Consider the following 21,518-nt stretch of genomic DNA (forward strand, 5'->3'; position numbering starts at 1 on the left):
CGACCTGACGCCGCTACCTATTGTGCCGGGCCGAGCCCGTCAATATTCTGCACTGCAACAACGGACAGCCAGAAGGAGCTCCCCCCGTGTCCGATCCCGCCCCCAAGGTGCTCAGCACCCAGGACTGTCTCATCGCCATCATGATCGCAGTCTCGGCCTCCGACGAAAACATTCGCACGTCCGAACTCGTGAAGATCCAGGCTGCGGTGAACCACCTGCCGGTCTTCGCCGATTACGACATCGACCGGATGCAGCGCATGTCGCAGATCGTGTTCGACCTGTTCGAACAGGAAGACGGGCTTGACGCCCTGTTCGGCCTGGTCCGGGACAACCTGCCCGAACGCCTCTTCGAAACCGCCTACGCGCTGGCCTGCGACGTTGCCGCCGCCGACGGCCGGCTGGCCGAACCCGAGCTGCGCCTGCTCGAAGAGATCCGCTATGAACTGAACATCGACCGCCTGCACGCCGCTGCCATCGAACGCGGCGCCCGGGCGCGGCACATGACCTGATCACGCCCCCGGCCGCGCCGGCTGCGGCTTCAGCCCTGTGCCGGCATGGTCCCCCACCGCCGCAGCAGCGCGTGCTGCAGCCGGCGGGCCTTGCGGCTCCATGCCCGCGCGCCGGGCGGGCGCTCGCGCTCGGCCCGGTCGATCCGCGCCCGGCGGGCCGGATCGGCGGTGAAGATGGCAAAGGCCAGTTCGCGCCCGTCGGCGGCGGTGATGAACCCGCCCAGCGCCGACACGAAATTCAGCGTGCCGGTCTTGGCATCCACCCGGATGGGAATGTCCCGAAGCGGGCGCCCCTTGTCGTCCAGAACCGGCAGCGGCTTGAGAAGCGGGCGCAACAGACCCTTCTCGCGCACCCGCACCAGCAACCCCACCAGATCCCGCGGCGTCATCCGCGACGCATCCTCAAGACCCGAATGATCGACCATCTTCGTGCCGGTCATGCCCCATGCCGAAGCGGCCCACGCATTCATCGCCAGCGCCGACTCGGCCAGCGTCCGGGGGTTTCCGCCGCGGGCGCGGGTGGCTGCCATCCCGACCATCTCGGCCGTCAGGTTGTTGGAGAATTTCAGCATCAGTCGCAGGATCTCCCGCAGCGGGCGGCTCTCGCGCGCCCCGACCTCCCGCGCCGCGCCCGGCAGCTTGCGCATCACCTGCGCGGGCTTCAGCACGATCCCGTGCGCGCGCGCCAGCGTCGCGAACACGTCACCGGCATAAAGCGCCGGGTTCCGAACCGGCAGCCAGCGCGCCCCACCCCGGCCCAGAGCGCGCCCGGCCACAGTCCACATGTCCACGCCGCCCTGCTCGTCATAGGTATAGATCGGCCGCGCCCGGTCGGCGACGCGAATCCGCGCCACCCGGACCTCGGGGCGATAACGCCGCGTCCGCGCGTCCAGCGTCAGCACGTGCCCGCGCCCGTTCCGCTTCCACTGGAAATGCACCCGGTTGTAGTTCAGCGCGATCCCGGATACCGCCGGGCTGTAGGCCAGGTGGTCGGGCTGCGTCGGGTCGATGCTGCGAACATAGGGCAGAAATCCGTCATAAACCGCGAACCGCCCCGTCACCTCGCGGATGCCCGCGGCCTTGAGCCGGGCGGCAAGATCGGCCAGCCCGTCGGTGTCCAGCGTCGGATCCCCTCCGCCGGCAAGGATCAGATCGCCCTCCAGGCGCCCGTTCTCCACCGCCCCCACGACCATCAGCCGGGTGCGGAACCGGTGCCCGGCCCCCAGCGCCTCCAGCGCGTAAAGGGCAGTCAGCGTCTTGGCGACACTGGCCGGGGGCAGCCCCCTGCCCGCCTGCACCGATTCGAGCACCCGCCCCGTGGCCACCTCGGCCACCGCACAGGCCACTTCGCCCCCCGGTCCGGCAGCCTCGATCAGCGCGCCCAGATCCACCGCGGGCCGGCTGCCGGCCACCGGCGGCCGCATCACCGGACGCAGCGATACCGCCGGCGCACCGCCCGCGCGCACCACCGAGGCCGGCAACAGCGCGGCCCCCAGACCTGCCAGCATGAACCGGCGTGAAACCCCTCGCGTCATGGCGGCATGAAACCTCAGCGGCCCGCGACTGGCAAGCGCCCCGGATGCGGCAACCTGCCCGCCTGCCGCCTCAGCCGCGACCACTGTGGCTTCGGGCGCCGCTTCGGGCTCGAATCGCGGTGGAACTGACCTGCACCATCGGAATGTTGACCAGGCACCACGCCGGCGGGTGCGACCGGGCCAGCAGATGAGAGGCATTTCCGGGCAGCCGGTATTCACGATAGATCCGAGCGGCCGGCGACAGCCGCGCCGGCAGCCGCTCGCCCGGACGGGCCAGAACGCCCACGGGGACGCTGTCCATGATGTATCGCCAGTCCCGCCACAGATGGAACCGGGCCAGGTTGTCCGCCCCCATCAGCCAGACGAACCGCACCCCCGGATACAGAACCGCCAGTGCCCGCAGCGTGTCGGCAGTGACGCGCGTACCCAGCCGAGCCTCAAGATCGGTGACCTCGACGCGCGGATGCCGCATCAGGGCGCGGGCCAGTGCCAGCCTCTGCTCCATCGGAGCCGGCCCCCGCGGCTTGAGCGGGTTGCCCGGGCTGACCAGCCACCAGATCCGGTCCAGCCCGAACCGCCTCAACGCCTCGCGGGTGATGCGGACATGCCCCTCGTGGGCCGGGTCGAACGACCCGCCCAGCAGCCCCACGCTCAGTCCCGCGCGGGCATATGGCATTCCGGCGCGCATCGCTCCCGCTTACCGCAGCACCGCGCGCAATTGAACCGCGGATTTCACCGCCCGCCCGGTTCCGTCCCGCCGCGGCCACCCTTGCCGGCACCGGGCAAAGCCACTAGGTAGCGCGCAAATCGAAATCCCTGCAACCCGAGGACCACCGAACCCATGGCCGCCTACCAGTACGTCTATCACATGCACGACGTTTCCAAGACCTACCCGGGCGGCAGGAAATGCTTCGAGAACATCAATCTCAGCTTCCTGCCCGGGGTGAAGATCGGTGTGGTTGGCATCAACGGCGCCGGCAAGTCCACCCTGCTGCGGATCATGGCCGGCATCGATACCGATTTCTCGGGCGAAGCCTGGGCCGCCGAAGGCGCGCGCGTGGGCTACCTGCCGCAAGAACCGGAACTCGACCCCGCGCTCGACGTGCGCGGCAACGTGATGCTGGGCGTGGCGGAAAAGAAGGCCATCCTCGACCGCTACAACGAGCTGGCGATGAACTATTCGGACGAAACCGCCGACGAGATGGCCGAACTGCAGGATCGGATCGACAGCCAGAACCTGTGGGATCTCGATGCCCAGATCGACGTGGCGATGGAGGCCCTTCGCTGCCCGCCGGACGATGCCGACGTCACCACCCTCTCGGGCGGCGAAAAGCGCCGCGTGGCGCTGTGCCGGCTGCTGCTGGAGGCGCCCGACATGCTGCTGCTGGACGAACCCACCAACCACCTCGACGCGGAAACCGTCGCCTGGCTGCAGCAGCACCTGATCGACTACAAGGGCACGATCCTGATCGTCACCCACGACCGCTATTTCCTCGACGACATCACCGGCTGGATCCTCGAACTCGACCGCGGCCGGGGCATCCCCTACGAGGGCAACTACTCCGCCTGGCTGGAACAGAAGGCCAAGCGCCTGGAGCAGGAGGCGCGCGAGGACCGCTCGCGTCAGAAGACGCTGGCGCGCGAACTGGAATGGATCCGCGCCGGCGCCAGGGCCCGCCAGGCCAAGCAGAAGGCGCGGATTGAACGCTACAACGAACTGGCAAACCAGTCCGAACGGGAAAAGATCACCCGCGCCCAGATCGTCATCCCCAACGGCCCGCGGCTGGGGCAGAAGGTGATCGAGGTGAACGGCCTGGCCAAGCACATGGGCGACAGGCAACTGATCGAGGATCTTTCCTTCAGCCTGCCGCCGGGCGGCATCGTCGGCGTGATCGGCCCCAACGGGGCGGGCAAGACGACGCTGTTTCGCATGCTCACCGGGCAGGAAGAACCCGATGCCGGCACCATCGAATACGGCGACACGGTGAAACTGGCCTATGTGGACCAGAGCCGCGACGATCTGAACCCCGACGATACCGTGTGGGAGGCGATCTCGGGCGGGGCCGAGGTGATCGAGCTGGGCGATGCGCAGATGAATTCGCGCGCCTACTGCTCGGCCTTCAACTTCCGCGGCGGCGACCAGCAGAAGAAGGTCGGCCTGCTTTCGGGGGGCGAGCGCAACCGGGTGCACATGGCGCGCCTTCTCAAATCGGGCGGCAACGTGCTGCTGCTGGACGAGCCGACCAACGATCTCGACGTGGAAACCCTGCGCGCGCTGGAAGACGCTCTGGTCGATTTCGCCGGCTGCGCGGTGGTGATTTCCCACGACCGGTTCTTCCTCGACCGCATCTGCACCCATATCCTCGCCTTCGAGGGCAACGCCCATGTGGAATGGTTCGAGGGCAACTTCGCCGATTACGAGGAAGACAAGAAACGCCGCCTGGGGCCGGATGCGCTGGAACCGAAGCGGCTGAAATACAAGAAGTTCACCCGATGAGCGGCGGGCGCGGCGGGGAGGGGGCGCTGCCCCCTCCGGGCCTGCGGCCCGTTCACCCCCGGAGTATTTGAGGGCAAGAGGAAGAGGGGGTGGCGGCGGGAGCGGCGCCGGGCGCGCATGTCCGCGCACCGGCCGGCGGGGTCTTGCACCTTTCCCCCCCATCCCTATAACGCAGGACAATTTGAGCGCATGCGGCCTGCCGCCGCCCCGCGAAGCGAAGGAACAGCCATGCCCAAGAGAACCGACATCCAGTCGATCATGATCATTGGCGCCGGACCGATCGTCATCGGCCAGGCCTGCGAATTCGACTATTCCGGCGCCCAGGCCTGCAAGGCCCTGCGCGAAGAGGGCTATCGCGTGATCCTGGTCAACTCGAACCCGGCCACGATCATGACCGATCCGGGCCTGGCCGACGCCACCTATATCGAACCGATCACCCCCGAGGTCGTGGCCCGCATCATCGAGAAGGAACGCCCGGACGCGCTGCTGCCCACCATGGGCGGGCAGACCGGCCTCAACACGGCGCTGGCGCTGGAAGAGATGGGCGTGCTGGAAAAGTTCGGGGTCGAGATGATCGGCGCCCGCCGCGAGGCCATCGAGAAGGCCGAGGACCGCAAGCTGTTCCGCGAGGCGATGGCGCGCATCGGCCTGGAAAACCCCCGCGCCACCATCGTCACCGCGCCGAAGAAGGAAAACGGCGAAACCGATCTTGACGCCGGCGTGCAGATGGCGCTGGAGGCGCTGGAGGAGATCGGCCTGCCCGCCATCATCCGCCCCGCCTATACCTTGGGCGGCACCGGCGGCGGCGTGGCCTACAACCGCGACGACTACATTCATTTCTGCCGCTCGGGGCTGGATGCCTCGCCGGTGGGCCAGATCCTGATCGACGAAAGCCTGCTGGGCTGGAAGGAATACGAAATGGAGGTGGTGCGCGATGCCGCCGACAACGCCATCATCGTCTGCTCGATCGAGAACGTCGATCCCATGGGCGTGCATACCGGCGACTCGATCACCGTGGCGCCGGCGCTGACGCTGACCGACAAGGAATACCAGATGATGCGCTCGGCCTCCATCGCCGTGCTGCGCGAGATCGGAGTCGAGACGGGCGGCTCCAACGTGCAATGGGCGGTAGACCCGAAAACCGGCCGCATGGTGGTGATCGAGATGAACCCGCGGGTGTCGCGCTCATCCGCGCTGGCGTCGAAGGCCACCGGCTTTCCCATCGCCAAGATCGCGGCCAAGCTGGCGGTGGGCTACACGCTGGACGAGCTGGACAACGACATCACCAAGGTCACGCCCGCCAGCTTCGAGCCCTCCATCGACTACGTGGTGACCAAGATCCCGCGCTTCGCCTTCGAGAAGTTCCCCGGCGCCGAGCCACACCTGACCACCGCCATGAAATCGGTGGGCGAGGCCATGGCCATCGGGCGCTCGATCCATGAATCGCTGCAAAAGGCGCTGGCATCGATGGAAACCGGCCTGACCGGCTTCGACGAAATCGACATCCCCGGCGCCGATGATCCGGTCTCGGGCAAGGCCGCCGTCATCAAGGCGATCAGCGCCCAGACCCCAGACCGGCTGCGCACCATCGCCCAGGCCATGCGCGAGGGGCTGAGCGACGACGAGATCCACGCCGTCACCCATTTCGACCCGTGGTTCCTGGCCCGGATCCGCGAGATCGTCGAGGCCGAGGAAACGGTCAAGGCCGAGGGCCTGCCGCGCGACGCCGAAGGGCTGCGCGCGCTCAAGATGATGGGCTTTACCGACGCAAGGCTGGCAAAGCTGACCGGCCGCAGCGAGGCCGAGGTCCGCAAGATGCGCCTTGATGCCGGCGTGAAGGCCTCCTTCAAGCGCATCGACACCTGCGCCGCCGAATTCGAGGCCCAAACCCCCTACATGTATTCCACCTACGAGGCCCCGGTGATGGGCGAGGTGGAATGCGAAGCCCGCCCCAGCGATCGCACGAAGGTGGTGATCCTGGGCGGGGGGCCGAACCGGATCGGCCAAGGGATCGAGTTCGACTACTGCTGCTGCCACGCCTGCTTCGCCCTGTCGGAGGCAGGCTTCGAGACCATCATGGTCAACTGCAACCCGGAAACGGTCAGCACCGACTACGACACCTCGGACCGGCTCTATTTCGAGCCGCTCACCTTCGAGCATGTCATGGAGATCCTGCGGGCCGAGCAGGAAAACGGCACGCTGCACGGGGTCATCGTCCAGTTCGGTGGCCAGACACCGCTGAAACTGGCCAACGCGCTTCACGATGCGGGGATCCCGATCCTCGGCACCAGCCCCGACGCCATCGACCTGGCCGAAGACCGCGAACGGTTCCAGAAGCTGGTGCAGGATCTGGGCCTGAGGCAGCCGCGCAACGCCATCGCCTCCACCGACGAAGAGGCGCTGAAGATCGCGCAGGAAATCGGCTTTCCGCTGGTGATCCGCCCCTCCTACGTCCTGGGTGGGCGGGCCATGGAAATCGTCCGCGACATGGCCCAGCTCGAACGCTACATCACCCAGGCGGTGGTGGTTTCGGGCGACAGCCCGGTGCTGCTGGACAGCTACCTTTCCGGCGCGGTGGAGCTCGATGTCGATGCGCTGGCGGACGGCCGCAACGTCCATGTGGCCGGCATCATGCAGCATATCGAAGAGGCCGGCGTGCATTCCGGCGACAGCGCCTGTTCCCTGCCGCCCCATTCGCTGCCGCAGAAAATCATCGACGAAGTCCGGCGCCAGACCGAAGCATTGGCCCGGGCGCTGAACGTGGTCGGGCTGATGAATGTGCAGTTCGCCGTGAAGGACGACGAAATCTACCTGATCGAGGTCAACCCCCGCGCCAGCCGCACGGTCCCCTTTGTCGCCAAGGCCACCGACAGCGCAATTGCCTCGATCGCCGCCCGGATCATGGCCGGGGAAAAGCTGTCCGACTTCCCCCACCGGCCGCCTTATGATGCGGATGCGGACTATGACTCGGTCCTGCCGCTGGCCGACCCGATGACGCTGGCCGACCCGATGATGCCGTGGTTCTCGGTCAAGGAGGCGGTGCTGCCCTTCAACCGCTTCCCGGGCGTCGATACCATTCTCGGCCCCGAGATGCGCTCCACCGGCGAAGTCATGGGCTGGGACCGCGACTTCCCGCGCGCCTTCCTCAAGGCCCAGATGGGCGCCGGCATGACGCTCCCGCGCGAGGGGCGCGCCTTCATCTCGATCAAGGACGACGACAAGGGGCCGCTGATGCTGGAGGCCGCGCGCACGCTGGTGGATCTGGGCTTTTCGCTGGTGGCCACGCGCGGCACGCAGGGCTGGCTTGAATCCCGCGGCGTCCCCTGCGAGGTGGTCAACAAGGTCTATGAAGGCCGCCCCAACGTGGTGGACATGCTCAAGAACGGCGACATCCAGCTGGTGATGAACACCACCGAGGGCGCGCAGGCGGTCGAGGACAGCCGCGACATCCGCACCAATGCGCTGCAGGACCGGATCCCCTATTTCACCACCGCCGCCGGAGCCCATGCGGCGGCACTGGCGATTCGGGCACAGGCGGAAGGAGAGATCGTGGTCAAGCCGCTCCAGGGCTGACCCGGCGCCCGCCCGCGGCACATGGGCGGAAAACCCGCCACCCCGCGCCGCCGGTCAGACCCGCAGCCCGGAGGGCATGGTCCCCTGCCTCCCCCGGACCACTTGCCCCCCTCCGACGGGACGCCTACATTTCCCGGACATCTTGCACGAGGAAACCGACGTGACCCACACGCCTGCCATTACCGGCACCGGGGTCTTCACCCCCGAACAGGTCATCACCAACGCCGAGCTGGTGGCGACCTTCAACGCCTGGGCCGATCTGCAGAACGAACGCAACGCCGACGCCATCGCCGCGGGCAGGATGGAGCCGATCCAGCACTCCTCGGAAGAATTCATCGTCAAGGCTTCGGGCATCGAACGCCGGCACGTGATGGACAGGACCGGCATCCTCGACCCCGAGGTGATGCACCCGCTGTTCCGCCAGCGCAGCGACGACGAACCCTCGCTGATGGCGGAAATGGGCGTGGACGCGGCGCGCAAGGCGCTGGCGCAGGCCGGCCGCCAGCCCGGGGACGTCGATCTGGTGATCTGCGCCGCCTCGAACATGGAGCGCGCCTACCCCGCAATGGCGGTCGAGATCCAGAACCTGCTGGGCGCGGGCGGCTTCGCCTTCGACATGAACGTGGCCTGTTCCTCGGCCACCTTCGGCATCCAGGCCGCCGCCGACATGATCCGCGCCGGTTCGGTCCGCACGGCGCTGGTGGTCAACCCGGAGATCTGCTCTGGCCACCTGGAATGGCGCGACCGCGACTGCCATTTCATCTTCGGAGACGTGGCCACCGCAACCGTCCTCGAACGCCGGCAGGACGCGAACGGACCTCACTTCGAGATTCTCTCCACCCGCTGCGCCACGCAGTTCTCGAACAACATCCGCAACAACAACGGCTTTCTGCGCCGCTCGCGGCCGGACGGGATGAAGGACCGGCGCGACATGCAGTTCATGCAGAACGGCCGGAAGGTGTTCAAGGAGGTGCTGCCGCTGGTCAGCCAGCACATCACCGACCACATGCAGGCCGAAGACATCGGCCCGAACGACCTCAAACGCCTCTGTCTGCATCAGGCGAACAAGGCCATGAACGACTTTATCGGGAAAAAGGTGCTGGGCCGCACCCCCGCCCCCGAGGAACAGCCCAACATCCTGCAGGACTACGCCAACACCTCTTCGGCCGGGTCGATCATCTGCTTCTCTCGATATTCCGACGACCTGGAGGAGGGCGATCTCGGCCTGATCTGCTCCTTCGGGGCCGGCTATTCGGTGGGCTCGGTCCTGCTGCGCCGCCACGCCTGAGCCGCCGCCGGGGTTTTTCCCGCCCAGATGGAATAGCTGAACCCTGGATTCTCCTTTACCAAATGAGATCAATGTGAGACAGTGAGATGCTTCCCGGAGTTGGGGGAAGTATTCGTGAGTGGGGGCGGTCAAGACGCCTTGGTTGAAGAGTGTGCGGCGGACCTTTCGGGCTCCGCCGCTGTTCGTGAGTAGCCGGCCCCGCTCGCGCCCGAATCCGCCCCCCGATACCGGGAAGGCGCCTTGGGGCTTGCCCGCCGGTCCGGTCTGGCCTTACAGGGCGGGCATGGCCAAGCTCTACTTCAACTACTCGACAATGAATGCCGGAAAATCGACGGTACTGCTGCAGGCTGCGCACAACTACCGTGAAAACGGCATGGATACCTACCTTCTTACCGCCCGCATCGACGGGCGCGCGGGACAGGGCCGGATCGCCTCGCGAATCGGCATCGGCGCCGAAGCCGACACCTTCGATTCCGGCGACGACCTGTTCGACCGCATTCGCCAAAGACTGAACCGGGGCCCGGTGGCCGCGATCTTCGTGGACGAGGCCCAGTTTCTGTCCCCTGCCCAGGTCTGGCAGCTGGCGCGCGCCGTGGACGACCTCGCCGTGCCGGTGCTCTGCTATGGCCTGCGGGTCGATTTCCGGGGCGAACTCTTCCCCGGCTCGGCAACGCTGCTGGCGCTGGCCGACGAAATGCGCGAGGTGCGCACTATCTGCCACTGCGGAAAGAAAGCCACGATGGTGGTACGCCAGGACGAACAGGGGCGCGTCCTCACCACCGGCGAACAGGTACAGATCGGCGGCAATGAAACCTACGTCTCGCTCTGCCGCCGCCACTGGCGCGAGGCCGTCGGCGACCGTCCTCGCCCCTCTTCCTCTTGCCCGAAATACTCCGGGGGGTGAGGCCCGCCAGGGCCGAGGGGGGCAGCGCCCCCCCTCCGCCCCCCTGACCCTCAGACCTTGAGGTTGGGGATGATCTGCTTCTTGCGACTGACCACGCCCGGAAGCACCACGCTGTCGCCATCGGCTTCCACGCCGAAGGACTTCTTCGCCACCGAGCGGACCAGATCATTGGGCACCAGCAGGGTGGATTCCTCGTTCAGAATGTCCACCACGAACATCAGAACCTGATCCACCCCGTCCTCGGCCGCTACCGCCTCCATCGCCTCCATCAGCCCGGCCTTTCGGTCCAGGACCGTCGCCGGAGAGGTGGTCTCCAGAACCGAAACCCGGAACTTCGTCCCGTCCACCTCGTACTGCTTCGAATCCATGCGCAGCAGCTCGGCATCGGAAAAGGCCGACACGTCCGACTTGGCCGCGAACAGTTCGGCGGCATAGTCGGGGATGGAAATGCCCAGCTCGGCCGCCAGCGCCTCGGCCACTTCGCGGTCGCGGTCGGTGGTGGTGGGGGAACGGAACTCCAGCGTGTCCGACAGGATGCAGGACAGCATGGTGCAGCGGATCGCCTCCGGCATCTGCTCCATGTCCTTGCCGATCAGGTCGTGCATGATTGTGGCGGTGCAGGCCACCGGCCGCATGGTAATGTCGATCGGCCCCTTCGTCTCCAGCCCCCCGGCCAGCTTGTGGTGATCGATGATCGCGCGCACATCCGCGCCGTTGATGTTGGCGGGCAGTTCGGCGGGGTTGTTGGTGTCCACGATCACGCAGGGCTGGCCGTTATCGACGTCGGCGATGATCTCCGGTTTCTCCAGCCCCCAGCGCTTCAGCACGAAGGCGGCCTCGGTATTGGGCTCACCCAGGAGTACCGCCTTCGCGGGCGTGCCCTTCACCTCGTTCAGGTACCACGCCCAGATGATGGGCGAACCGGTGGAATCGGTGTCGGGGGACTTGTGGCCAAAGACAAGAGTGGTCATCGCAAGCTTCCTGTTCACGGGAAATGAATTCGCGCGCCTTATAGGCAGGCGGGCCGGCCTTGTCACGGGCTTGTCGCCGCGCGGCGGGGGGGGCAGATGGGCGCGGGCGGCGGGCGCATCCCGGTTGCCGGCATATTCGTCCTGATTTTCGCATCCCGGCGCTTGACTCGGGGCGATCGTGTTCTTAGCTATGCGCCGTTAGCACTCGACAAGGGTGAGTGCTAACAGCCTCGCCGCAGGGAGCGCGGGGTGAAAGGACAATGAACTTTGAGCCTCAAGGAGCTGCAAAGATGGCATTCAAACCGCTTCATGACCGGGTGCTGGTGCGCCGCGTGGAAAGCGAAGAAAAGACCGCCGGTGGCCTGATCATTCCCGACAGCGCGAAAGAAAAGCCCAGCGAGGGCATTGTGGTTGCTTGCGGCGAGGGCGCCCGCAAGGACAGCGGCGAGCTGATCCCGATGTCCGTCAAGGAAGGCGACCGCATCCTGTTCGGCAAGTGGTCGGGTACGGAAGTCACGATCGACGGCGAAGAGCTGCTGATCATGAAGGAAAGCGACATCCTGGGCATCATCGACGACGAAAAGGCCGCCAAGGCCGCCTGAAGGCCGCGCATCGTCGTTCGAACCCGGAAATCCAACCAGGAAACAAGCTGACTCAGGAGAGAGAGAAACATGGCTGCAAAGGACGTCAAGTTCGACACCGAAGCCCGCAATCGCATGATGGTCGGTGTCAACATTCTTGCCGACGCCGTGAAGGTGACGCTTGGCCCCAAGGGGCGCAACGTCGTGATCGACAAGAGCTTCGGCGCGCCGCGCATCACCAAGGACGGTGTGACGGTCGCCAAGGAAATCGAGCTTGAGGACAAGTTCGAGAACATGGGTGCGCAGATGGTGAAGGAAGTCGCCTCGCGCACCAATGATGAGGCCGGCGACGGCACCACCACCGCCACGGTTCTGGCCCAGGCCATCGTCACCGAAGGCATGAAGCGCGTGGCCGCCGGCATGAACCCGATGGACCTCAAGCGCGGCATTGACCTCGCCACCGACAAGGTCGTCGCGGAAATCAAGAAGATGGCCCGCGAGGTCAAGGACAGCGACGAGGTCGCCCAGGTCGGCACCATCTCGGCCAACGGCGAAGAGGAAATCGGCCGCCAGATCGCCGACGCCATGCAGAAGGTCGGCAACGAGGGCGTCATCACCGTCGAAGAGAACAAGGGTCTGGAGACCGAAACCGAAGTGGTCGAAGGCATGCAGTTCGACCGCGGCTATCTTTCGCCCTACTTCGTCACCAATGCCGACAAGATGACCGCCGAGCTGGAAGACGTGCTCATCCTGCTGCACGAGAAGAAGCTGAGCTCGCTGCAGCCGATGGTGCCGCTGCTTGAATCGGTGATCCAGTCGCAAAAGCCGCTGCTGATCATCGCCGAGGACGTGGAAGGCGAGGCCCTGGCCACGCTTGTGGTCAACAAGCTGCGCGGCGGGCTGAAGGTTGCCGCCGTCAAGGCGCCGGGCTTCGGTGATCGTCGCAAGGCCATGCTGCAGGACATCGCCATCCTGACCGGCGGCCAGGTGATCTCGGAAGATCTGGGCATGAAGCTGGAGAATGTGACCCTCGACATGCTCGGCAGCGCCAAGAAGGTCATCATCAAGAAGGATGACACGACCATCATCGACGGCGCCGGCGACAAGGCCGAGATCGAGGCCCGCGTTGCCCAGATCCGCACCCAGATCGAGGAGACCACCTCGGACTACGACCGCGAGAAGCTGCAGGAGCGCGTGGCCAAGCTGGCCGGCGGCGTTGCCGTGATCCGCGTCGGCGGCATGACCGAGGTCGAGGTGAAAGAGCGCAAGGACCGCGTCGATGACGCTCTGAACGCCACCCGCGCCGCGGTGCAGGAAGGTGTCGTGGTCGGCGGCGGTGTCGCCCTGGTCCAGGCCGGCAAGGTGCTGAAGGATCTCAAGGGCGCCAACGAAGATCAGGACGCCGGCATCGCCATCGTCCAGAAGGCTGTCGAGGCTCCGCTGCGCCAGATCGCCGAGAATGCCGGTGTTGACGGTGCCGTGGTGGCCGGCAAGGTCCGCGAAAGCGACACGGCCTCCTTCGGCTTCAATGCCCAGACCGAAACCTATGGCAACCTGTTCGAGGACGGCGTGATCGACCCGGCCAAGGTGGTCCGCACCGCGCTGGAGGATGCCGCTTCGGTCGCCGGGCTGCTCATCACCACCGAAGCCATGGTGGCCGACAAGCCCGAGCCGAAAGGCGCCAATGCCGGCGGCGGCATGCCCGACATGGGCGGCATGGGCGGCATGATGTAAGCCGACCCGAACCGCAACGGTTCACGGGGGCTGCCTTCGGGCAGCCCCTTTTTCGATGTGCGCGCCGGGACTTGCCGCAACGACTGCTCGCGCGGATGTGGGCAGATGTGCGGGACCGGGCAGTTGACCGGGGGGCCGGCGGCGGTCATCGTTTCGCCCATGTCCTTTCGCCTTGCCCTGCTGATCGCGCTGACCATGACCGCCTTTGCCGCCAATTCGCTGCTGAACCGGCTGGCCGTGGACAGCGGCGCAATCACGCCGGGGGCGTTTTCCTTCACACGGGTTGCCGCGGGTGTGGCGATGCTGGGCCTCCTGGCCATGCACCGGCGGAGACGGATGCCGGTGGGGTGGCGGCAGCTGATCGGAGCACCGGCGCTGGCGGCCTACATGATCGGGTTTTCGCAGGCCTACCGTACGCTCGACGCGGGCGTGGGGGCGCTGATCCTGTTCGGCGCGGTGCAGATCACCATGTTCCTGTTCGCCGCCCTGTCCGGGTCGCCCGCCACGGGACGGCAGGTCGCGGGCGCGGCAGTCGCCTTTGCCGGCCTGGTCTGGATCCTGTGGCCGGGCCGGGGCTGGCAGGCCGAGCCGGCCGGCGCTACGATGATGGTGGTGGCAGGCGTCGGCTGGGGCGCCTATACGCTTGCCGGCAGGGGCGAGGCGGATCCGGTTTCGGCAACCGCAGCGAACTTCGCGATGGCCCTGCCGCTGGTGGCGCTGCCCCCGTACCTTTCGGGCGAACTGGCTGCGGGAGGCGCGCCGTCCGGCCTTGCCTTGGCGGTCCTGTCGGGCGCGGTGACCTCGGGGCTTGGCTATGCGCTGTGGTACGCGATCGTGCCGCTCATCGACGCGGCAGTGGCGGCGCTGGTGCAGCTGAGCGTGCCCGTGATCGCGCTGGCGGGCGGAGCGCTGCTTCTGGCCGAGGCGCCAAGCCCGCGGTTTCTGGTCGGTACGGCTCTGGTTCTGGGCGGCATCGCCCTGTCGCTCAGAAGACGCGCGCGGCAGGCGTCGTGACCGACGACGACACGGTATTTCGGTGCCGTGAGCCCGCCATCCACAACTTGTTGGCGTTATCCACAAAATAAGGCTTGCCAGAAAGGTTCGGCGGGATCACCATATCTGGTAGGAAGGCACGGCCGAGCCCGCGCTTTCTGTAGCAGGCAACTAGCACTTGGGGTGCCTCGCGCCCTCTGACGCTAGAGCAAGATGAGGTGACAGCATGGCCCTTTCCGAACACATTCTGGAGGACGACCTTCACCCGATCGACATCGTCGAGGACCTCGCGGCGCATCACGACTGGGATTTCGATCGCATCGGGGACGACCAGATCGCCATGGCGGTCGAGGGCCAGTGGCGGACCTATTCGATCACGCTTGCCTGGTCGGGTCATGACGAGACGCTGCGCCTGATCTGCACCTACGAAATGGAGCCGCCCGAGGAGCATCTGGGCGGGCTCTACGAACTGATCAACGACATCAACGATCAGTGCTGGGCCGGTGCCTTCACCTGGTGGGCAGAGCAGAAGCTGATGGTGTATCGTTACGGGTTGATGCTGACTGGCGGTCAGACAGCCAGTGCCGAGCAGATCGACCGGATGATCACCGCGGCGGTGCTGAGCGCCGAGCGCTATTACCCTGCGGTCCAGCTGCTGCTGTGGGGCGGGCGAAGCCCGCGCGAGGCGTTGCAGGTTGCCATTGCCGAAGCCTGGGGGCGCGCGTAAACCCGGACCCGGGGCTGACAACGGCGGGAGGGGCGATCCATGGTGATGGAAGCGGTTGCCGACCGGGGGCTGGTGCTTCTGGGCTGCGGCAGGATGGGGTCGGCGTTGCTGAGCGGCTGGCTGGAGGGCGGTCTGCCCGCGGCCGAGGTCTGGGTCGTCGATCCCGCTCCTTCCGACTGGGTGCTGGCGCAGGGGGTGCATGTGAACGCGCCGCTGCCCGAGAGCCCGGCCATTGCCCTGGTGGCGGTGAAGCCGCAGATGATGGGCGAAGCCCTGCCGGCACTGAAGGCGCTGGGCGGCGGTGGAACCCTGTTCGTGTCGATTGCCGCGGGCACGCCGATTTCGACCTTCGAGGCGGCGCTGGGGGCGAGCACGCCGATCGTGCGGGCGATGCCGAACACGCCGGCGGCGATTCGGCGCGGGATCACGGCGCTGGTTGGCAATGCCGCCTGTGGCGAGGGCGACCTGGCCTTGGCCGAGAGCCTTCTGGCCGCGGTCGGGCAGACCGTGCGGCTGGAGGACGAATCGCAGATGGATGCGGTGACCGGCGTCAGCGGTTCCGGCCCGGCCTACGTGTTTCATCTGATCGAGACCCTGGCCGCGGCGGGCGAGGCACAGGGGTTGTCGCCGGATCTGGCACTGCAACTGGCGCGTGCGACGGTGGCCGGGGCCGGGGCACTGGCCGAGGCCTCGGACGAAAGTCCTGCGCAACTGCGGGTGAACGTGACCAGCCCCGGCGGCACTACGCAGGCAGCGTTGGAAGTTCTGATGGATGAGGAAACCGGCTTTCCGGCACTGATGAGGCGCGCGGTGGCGGCGGCAACGGAACGATCGCGGGAGTTGTCGCGTGGCTGAGATTTCGTTTGACGATTTCCTGGCGGTGGATATCCGCGTGGGCCGCGTGGTTCGGGCCGAGCCCTACCCGGAGGCGCGCAAGCCCGCCATCAAGCTGTGGATCGATTTCGGCCCCGAGATCGGAGAGAAGAAATCCTCGGCCCGGATCACGGCCCATTACACGCCTGGTGATCTGGTCGGACGGCAGGTGCTGGCGGTGGTAAATTTCCCGCCGCGCCAGATCGGGCGGTTCATGTCCGAAGTTCTGGTGCTGGGTGTGCCGGACGCAGATGGCGGGATTGTCCTGGTCGGGCCGGATCAGGCCGTGCCCGAGGGCGGGCGGCTGCATTGATGCGGGGATCAGGGGGGCGCTGCCCCCCTCGGCCCGGCGGGCCTCACCCCCCGGGATATTTTCAGGCCAGAAAAAGAATGGGCGGGGGAGTGGATCGGTATCGCGGTGGCGGGTCGGCCTTTTTCCGCTGCGCTCAGCCTCGGTGCGCAAGGCGCGACAGCAGGCCCCTGCGGCGTGGCGATTCGGCGGGGTCTGCGAGCGGCGCCGGAGGGATGCGGCTGAGAATGAGCCAGGGCCGGGTCGCGGCGCTGCCGCCGCCGCAGGCAGACATGCCGAAGGGGTCGAAGATCTTGACCAGACCGGGGTTGTTGCGGTCGTCCACATAGACGGCGCCGCACCAGTCCCGGCTGCGGGCATGGGAAAACATCGCCTCCGCCCGGTCGAGCGCCTGCCGGAAGGCGGTCTCGCTGGCGGGCCGGTCGGGGGGCGGTGCGTCCGGGTCGTGGACATACCAGCCCTCGGGCGCGGTGCGCAGCCGGGTCCACAGCGCGTCGAGGTCGGGCCAGGTCAGGATGCCCTCGAACCGCCCGGCAAGAGCGTCCCGGTAGATCCTGACCGCGTTGTCGGCCGAATCTTCTGGCAACGTGCCGGTCCGGGTCATGTTTCCTCCTCTTCGCATCGCCTGGATGGGCGGCATCCCGCATTACATGCACCGATCTGCATGCGCTGCAACCCCGCACCGGAAACCGGCTGGCCAAGGCGGGCCGGGCCTGACATAGCTTGGGCCCAGGATCTGACAGGATGAAAGGTTGGCCATGACCCGCATCATCTCCGCCCTGTCCGAGATTTCGGACCGTTACGACGCGCTGCTTGTCGATCTGTGGGGCTGCGTCCACAACGGTGTCACCGCCTTTCCCGAGGCCGTTGACGCGTTGCAGGCCTATCGCGCGGGGGGTGGGACGGTGTGCCTGCTGACCAACTCTCCGCAGCCGCGCAAGGGAGTGGCACGGCAGTTGCAACGCTTTGGCGTGCCCGAGGACAGCTGGGATACCATCGCGACCAGCGGCGACAGCGCCCGGGCGGCCATGTTCCGGGGCGTAGTCGGCAGACGGGTGTTCTTCATGGGCGAGTGGGAACGCGATGCCGGATTCTTCGAACCCATCCACGTGGTCGAGAACCCGGTGCCCATCGAACTTGTCCCCCTGGAAGAGGCCGAGGGCATCGTCTGCTGCGGCCCGTTCGATCCCTTCGCCGACCCCGAGGTGAACCGTCCCACCTTTCTTTATGCCAAGCAGAAGGGGATGAAGCTGCTCTGCGCCAACCCCGATATCGTGGTGGACCGGGGCGCGCGGCGCGAATGGTGCGCAGGGGCTCTGGCCCGGCTTTACACGGAAATGGGGGGCGAGAGCCTCTATTTCGGCAAGCCGCACCCGCCGATCTATGACCTCGCCCGCCGCCGGTTGGCCGAGATCGGACAGCTGGTGCCCGAGGCGCGGATGCTGGCGATCGGCGACGGGTTGCATACCGACATTGCCGGGGCGATGGGCGAGGATATCGATTCCCTGTTCATCACCGGCGGCCTCGCCGCGGTCGAGACGGGAACCAAGGATCACCCCGATGAAGCAGCCCTGAACGCCTATCTGGAAAAGGAAGAGATGTCTCCGACCTATGCCATCGGGAAATTGCGCTGACGAAAAGGGGTTGATTTTCTGCACCTGCAAAGCAATAAAGTTGCATGAAAATGGCTATTCGCCGAACAAAATTACCCGATATGACCCGAGAGGATGACATGCTGGACAATCTTCCGCGCGGCACGATCTGCATCGAAGATATCGAAATGGGGATGACCCGTTATCTGCGGAAGGTCGTGACCGACGAGGATATCGAGCTGTTCGCGCGGGTCTCGACCGATCGAAATCCGGTGCATCTGGACGATGACTATGCGCGTGACACGATCTTCCAGGGCCGGATCGCGCATGGCATGCTGACGGCGGGGCTGATCTCGGCAGTGATTGGCGAGCAGCTTCCGGGCCACGGTACGGTCTACATGGGGCAGACGCTGAAATTTCTCGCCCCGGTGCGGCCGGGCGACACGGTTCACGCCGAGGTCAAGGTGATCGACATCGACATCGCGAAACGGCGGGTCAAGCTGGATTGCCACTGCTCGGTGGATGGAAAGAAGGTTCTGGTCGGCGAAGCCATGGTGCTGGCACCCAGTCGCAAGTTCGACTGAGCCGGGGTCGGCGGAGGCCCGCAAGCGGGCCACGTCTTCTGCTGGCCACGCCTTGCGGCGCGGCGGTGCCTCCGGCGGGAGTATTTCGGGCAAGAGGAAGGGGGCAAGGCAGGGGACCGGCGCGCGCGGGAGCCGGGCGGTGCCGGGGCATTTTTCCTCATGGTTGATGCCGGTGAAGGGGGGCCGCTGTACAGGATGTCGCGCCGTCTTGCGGAAGGTCGCAGGGAAGGTTAGGCAGGCCCCATGCGGATCATCCGGGACTATCAGTTCGTCGAACCCGAAGATCGCGGCGCCTCTGCCGCGATCGGTAATTTCGACGGGGTTCACCTGGGTCACCAGTCGGTGATCGACCTTGCCCGCAAGGCCGCGCCGCGCGCGCCGCTGGGCGTTGTCACCTTCGAGCCCCACCCGCGCGAATATTTCGCTCCCGACGCCCCGCCCTTTCGCCTGATGCGACGTGAGGCCCGAGCCCACCGGCTGGAAAAGCTGGGGGTGGAAAAGCTTTATGAACTGAATTTCAACGCTGCCCTTGCCGCGATGACGCCCGAGGAATTCGCCCGAAAGGTGGTTGCCGACGGGCTGGGGCTGGCGCATGTGGTGGTGGGGGGTGATTTCCGTTTCGGCAAGGGGCGCAGCGGCAATGCGCAGGACATGGTTCGATTCGGCCGCGAGATGGGTTTCGGCGTGACCGTGGCCCCGCTTCTGGAAAGCGGCGACAGGGTGGTGTCCTCGACCGCGATTCGCCGCGCCCTTTCCGAGGGCCGCCCGCGCGACGCGCGCGACATGCTGGGCCACTGGCACCGGATCGACGGGCCCGTCATCGCCGGCGAACAACGCGGGCGGGAGATGGGCTTTCCCACCGCCAACATGTCGATCGAAGGGCTGCACCCGCCCGCCTTCGGGGTTTACGCGGTACTGGTCGATATCCTCGAAGGGCCGCATGCCGGCAGCTGGCGCGGTGCCGCGAGCCTTGGCGTGCGGCCGATGTTCGATGGAAAGGTTGCCAATCTCGAAACCCATATCTTCGATTTCTCGGGCGATCTGTACGGCGTGCAACTGTCCGTCGGGCTGGTGGAATACCTGCGCCCCGAGATGACATTCGACAGCCTCGACGCGCTGGTCGCGCAGATGCGCAAGGATTGCGACCGCGCCCGCGAGATCCTGGACCAGCTGTGAAGGATCCGATCGACAGATCCGGGCTGGCGCCCCGCTTCTGGGAGCGCAAGCCGCTTGCGCGCCTGACCCGCCGCGAATGGGAGGCGCTGTGCGACGGTTGCGGAAAGTGCTGCCTGAACAAGCTGGAGGACGAGGACACCGGCGAGGTGGCGCTGACCCGTGTCGCCTGCCGGCTGCTGGACGACCACTCCTGCCGCTGTGCGCAATATGACATCCGCCACCAGTTCGTTCCCGAATGCATCGTCCTGCGCCCCGAGAACCTAGACGACAACGCCTACTGGATGCCGCAGACCTGCGCCTATCGGCTGGTGCGGGAAGGTCGGCCGCTTTACTGGTGGCATCCGTTGATCTCGGGCGACCCGGAAACCGTGCACGAGGCCGGAATTTCCGTGCGCGGCCTTACGGTCAGCGAATTCGAAACCCCCGAAGAAGAGTGGGAAGACCACATCCTGGAGGAGCCAATCTGATGTTCTTTGCCTCCGACAATGCCGGCCCGGTGCATCCGGCGATCATGGACGCGGTGGCCGCCGCCAATGAAGGTTTTGCCCCCGCCTACGGGGCTGATGCGCTGATGGAGGAAGTACGCAGGCAACTGCGCGAGATCTTCGAGGCCCCCCAGGCCGCGATCTACCTGGTGGCCACGGGCACGGCGGCCAATTCTCTGGCGCTGGCCACCTTGGCGCAGCCCTGGCAGACGGTGTTCTGCGCCCCCGTCGCCCATATCCACGAGGACGAGTGCAACGCCCCCGAATTCTACACTGGCGGGGCCAAGCTGACCCTTGTCCCGGGCGAGGACCGGATGAGCGCCGACGCCCTGCGCGCCACCATCGAGGCCGAAGAAACCCGCGGCGTGCACGGCCCCCAGCGCGGCCCGGTCTCGATCACCCAGGTGACCGAGCGCGGCACCGTGTATTCCCTGGACGAACTGCGCGCGCTGACGGCGGTGGCGAAGGACTACGGCCTGCCCGTGCACATGGACGGGGCGCGTTTTGCCAATGCGCTGGTGCGGCTGGGCTGCTCCCCGGCCGAGATGACATGGAAGGCAGGCGTGGATGCGCTCTCCTTCGGGGGAACCAAGAACGGCTGCATGGGGGTCGAGGCGGTGATCTTCTTCGACCCCGCCCATGCCTGGGAATTCGAGCTGCGCCGCAAGCGGGGGGCGCATCTGTTTTCCAAGCATCGCTATCTGTCTGCGCAGATGGCCGCGTATCTGGAGGGCGAGCTGTGGCTTGACCTCGCCCGCGCCGCCAACGCCAATGGCGCCAGGCTGGCGACGGGTCTGCGCGCCGCCGGCGCGGCGTTCCTGCACGAGCCCCAGGCCAACATGATCTTCGCCGCCCTGCCCCGCCGCATCCACCGGCGGCTGCACGAGGCGGGCGCGGCCTACTACATGTGGAACTGCACGCTGGAGGGCGACGACCCCGACGAGATGCTGGCCGGGCGGTTCGTCTGCGACTGGTCCATCAGTCGGGATCAGATCGACCGCTTCGTGGATCTGGTCGCGGGCTGAGATCTGGTCGCGGGCTGAGCCACCCCGCGCCCGGCCGGGAGCCGGGGGAAATGGCCGGCGGATCCTGCCGGGGCATGCCGGCTCTCTGATCGGATGGTTTCGCTTTGCCCGGGGCGCAACGCGACCCGGGCATGCGCCCGCCCGCCCCGTCGCCCCGAAGG

Annotated in this window: 20 protein-coding genes; 16 read left to right on the forward strand and 4 right to left on the reverse strand. The window is 66.7% G+C overall.

Annotation, left to right across the window (positions count from 1 at the left end):
• The first annotated feature begins 140 nt into the window (after window positions 1-140).
• Complete coding sequence (locus ACZ5CM_RS12835) at window positions 141-509, forward strand: tellurite resistance TerB family protein (protein WP_464642602.1); 369 nt, start codon at window positions 141-143, stop codon at window positions 507-509.
• Between the two features lie 29 nt (window positions 510-538).
• Here the strand turns inward: ACZ5CM_RS12835 and dacB are convergent, their stop codons facing one another.
• Together dacB and ACZ5CM_RS12845 are read right to left on the reverse strand one after the other, a co-directional pair.
• Entirely contained in the window at window positions 539-2,044 is a 1,506-nt protein-coding gene (gene dacB, locus ACZ5CM_RS12840; RefSeq protein WP_464639166.1) for a D-alanyl-D-alanine carboxypeptidase/D-alanyl-D-alanine endopeptidase, read from the reverse strand.
• A gap of 70 nt (window positions 2,045-2,114) precedes the next feature.
• A complete protein-coding gene (locus ACZ5CM_RS12845) occupies window positions 2,115-2,732 on the reverse strand; it encodes a nicotinate-nucleotide adenylyltransferase (protein WP_464639167.1) in 618 nt (205 codons plus the stop codon).
• 153 nt (window positions 2,733-2,885) lie between these two features.
• On the opposite strand from ACZ5CM_RS12845, the gene ettA reads away from it, so the two are divergent.
• The 4 genes from ettA (at window position 2,886) to ACZ5CM_RS12865 (ending at window position 10,306) form a co-directional block, all read left to right on the forward strand.
• The gene (gene ettA, locus ACZ5CM_RS12850) at window positions 2,886-4,541 is read left to right on the forward strand and encodes an energy-dependent translational throttle protein EttA (RefSeq protein WP_464639168.1); all 1,656 of its coding nucleotides are present in this window, start codon (window positions 2,886-2,888) and stop codon (window positions 4,539-4,541) included.
• 228 nt (window positions 4,542-4,769) lie between these two features.
• Complete coding sequence (gene carB / locus ACZ5CM_RS12855) at window positions 4,770-8,114, forward strand: carbamoyl-phosphate synthase large subunit (protein WP_464639169.1); 3,345 nt, start codon at window positions 4,770-4,772, stop codon at window positions 8,112-8,114.
• A 160-nt stretch (window positions 8,115-8,274) separates the two neighbouring features.
• Window positions 8,275-9,402 (forward strand): beta-ketoacyl-ACP synthase III, encoded by a 1,128-nt coding sequence (locus ACZ5CM_RS12860; protein ID WP_464639170.1) that lies wholly within the window; start codon window positions 8,275-8,277, stop codon window positions 9,400-9,402.
• A gap of 283 nt (window positions 9,403-9,685) precedes the next feature.
• Window positions 9,686-10,306, forward strand: coding sequence for a thymidine kinase (locus tag ACZ5CM_RS12865; RefSeq protein WP_464639171.1), 621 nt, complete (start codon window positions 9,686-9,688; stop codon window positions 10,304-10,306).
• 50 nt (window positions 10,307-10,356) lie between these two features.
• Here the strand turns inward: ACZ5CM_RS12865 and ACZ5CM_RS12870 are convergent, their stop codons facing one another.
• Complete coding sequence (locus tag ACZ5CM_RS12870) at window positions 10,357-11,277, reverse strand: manganese-dependent inorganic pyrophosphatase (protein WP_464639172.1); 921 nt, start codon at window positions 11,275-11,277, stop codon at window positions 10,357-10,359.
• A 290-nt stretch (window positions 11,278-11,567) separates the two neighbouring features.
• Between ACZ5CM_RS12870 and groES the strand changes: the two genes are divergently transcribed.
• From groES to ACZ5CM_RS12900, 6 genes are all read left to right on the forward strand, one after another.
• Window positions 11,568-11,879, forward strand: a complete 312-nt coding sequence (groES, locus tag ACZ5CM_RS12875; protein ID WP_464642604.1) for a co-chaperone GroES — start codon at window positions 11,568-11,570, stop codon at window positions 11,877-11,879.
• A gap of 69 nt (window positions 11,880-11,948) precedes the next feature.
• Complete coding sequence (gene groL, locus ACZ5CM_RS12880; RefSeq protein WP_464639173.1) at window positions 11,949-13,592, forward strand: chaperonin GroEL; 1,644 nt, start codon at window positions 11,949-11,951, stop codon at window positions 13,590-13,592.
• Between the two features lie 159 nt (window positions 13,593-13,751).
• The gene (locus ACZ5CM_RS12885; RefSeq protein WP_464639174.1) at window positions 13,752-14,606 is read left to right on the forward strand and encodes a DMT family transporter; all 855 of its coding nucleotides are present in this window, start codon (window positions 13,752-13,754) and stop codon (window positions 14,604-14,606) included.
• A gap of 205 nt (window positions 14,607-14,811) precedes the next feature.
• Entirely contained in the window at window positions 14,812-15,312 is a 501-nt protein-coding gene (locus ACZ5CM_RS12890) for a type III secretion system chaperone family protein (RefSeq protein ID WP_464639175.1), read from the forward strand.
• 39 nt (window positions 15,313-15,351) lie between these two features.
• Window positions 15,352-16,167 (forward strand): pyrroline-5-carboxylate reductase, encoded by an 816-nt coding sequence (proC, locus tag ACZ5CM_RS12895; RefSeq protein WP_464639176.1) that lies wholly within the window; start codon window positions 15,352-15,354, stop codon window positions 16,165-16,167.
• Entirely contained in the window at window positions 16,160-16,498 is a 339-nt protein-coding gene (locus ACZ5CM_RS12900; RefSeq protein ID WP_464639177.1) for a tRNA-binding protein, read from the forward strand. The genes proC and ACZ5CM_RS12900 overlap by 8 nt, the downstream gene beginning before the upstream one ends.
• A gap of 133 nt (window positions 16,499-16,631) precedes the next feature.
• Here the strand turns inward: ACZ5CM_RS12900 and ACZ5CM_RS12905 are convergent, their stop codons facing one another.
• Window positions 16,632-17,099 carry a hypothetical protein gene (locus ACZ5CM_RS12905; RefSeq protein WP_464639178.1) on the reverse strand — a complete coding sequence of 156 codons (468 nt, stop codon included), beginning with the start codon at window positions 17,097-17,099 and terminating at the stop codon, window positions 16,632-16,634.
• A gap of 154 nt (window positions 17,100-17,253) precedes the next feature.
• Here ACZ5CM_RS12905 and ACZ5CM_RS12910 point away from each other — a divergent pair, with 154 nt between their 5' ends.
• The 5 genes from ACZ5CM_RS12910 to ACZ5CM_RS12930 all read left to right on the forward strand — a co-directional run bounded on the left by ACZ5CM_RS12910 (window position 17,254) and on the right by ACZ5CM_RS12930 (window position 21,357).
• Complete coding sequence (locus ACZ5CM_RS12910; RefSeq protein ID WP_464639179.1) at window positions 17,254-18,129, forward strand: TIGR01459 family HAD-type hydrolase; 876 nt, start codon at window positions 17,254-17,256, stop codon at window positions 18,127-18,129.
• Window positions 18,130-18,227: 98 nt separating this feature from the next.
• Complete coding sequence (locus ACZ5CM_RS12915; RefSeq protein ID WP_464642606.1) at window positions 18,228-18,671, forward strand: MaoC family dehydratase; 444 nt, start codon at window positions 18,228-18,230, stop codon at window positions 18,669-18,671.
• 243 nt (window positions 18,672-18,914) lie between these two features.
• Entirely contained in the window at window positions 18,915-19,847 is a 933-nt protein-coding gene (locus tag ACZ5CM_RS12920; protein ID WP_464639180.1) for a bifunctional riboflavin kinase/FAD synthetase, read from the forward strand.
• Complete coding sequence (locus ACZ5CM_RS12925) at window positions 19,844-20,314, forward strand: YcgN family cysteine cluster protein (RefSeq protein ID WP_464639181.1); 471 nt, start codon at window positions 19,844-19,846, stop codon at window positions 20,312-20,314. The genes ACZ5CM_RS12920 and ACZ5CM_RS12925 overlap by 4 nt, the downstream gene beginning before the upstream one ends.
• Window positions 20,314-21,357 (forward strand): threonine aldolase family protein, encoded by a 1,044-nt coding sequence (locus ACZ5CM_RS12930; protein WP_464639182.1) that lies wholly within the window; start codon window positions 20,314-20,316, stop codon window positions 21,355-21,357. The genes ACZ5CM_RS12925 and ACZ5CM_RS12930 overlap by 1 nt, the downstream gene beginning before the upstream one ends.
• The last annotated feature ends 161 nt before the right edge of the window (window positions 21,358-21,518 follow it).

This window comes from Piezobacter thermophilus (assembly GCF_055386745.1).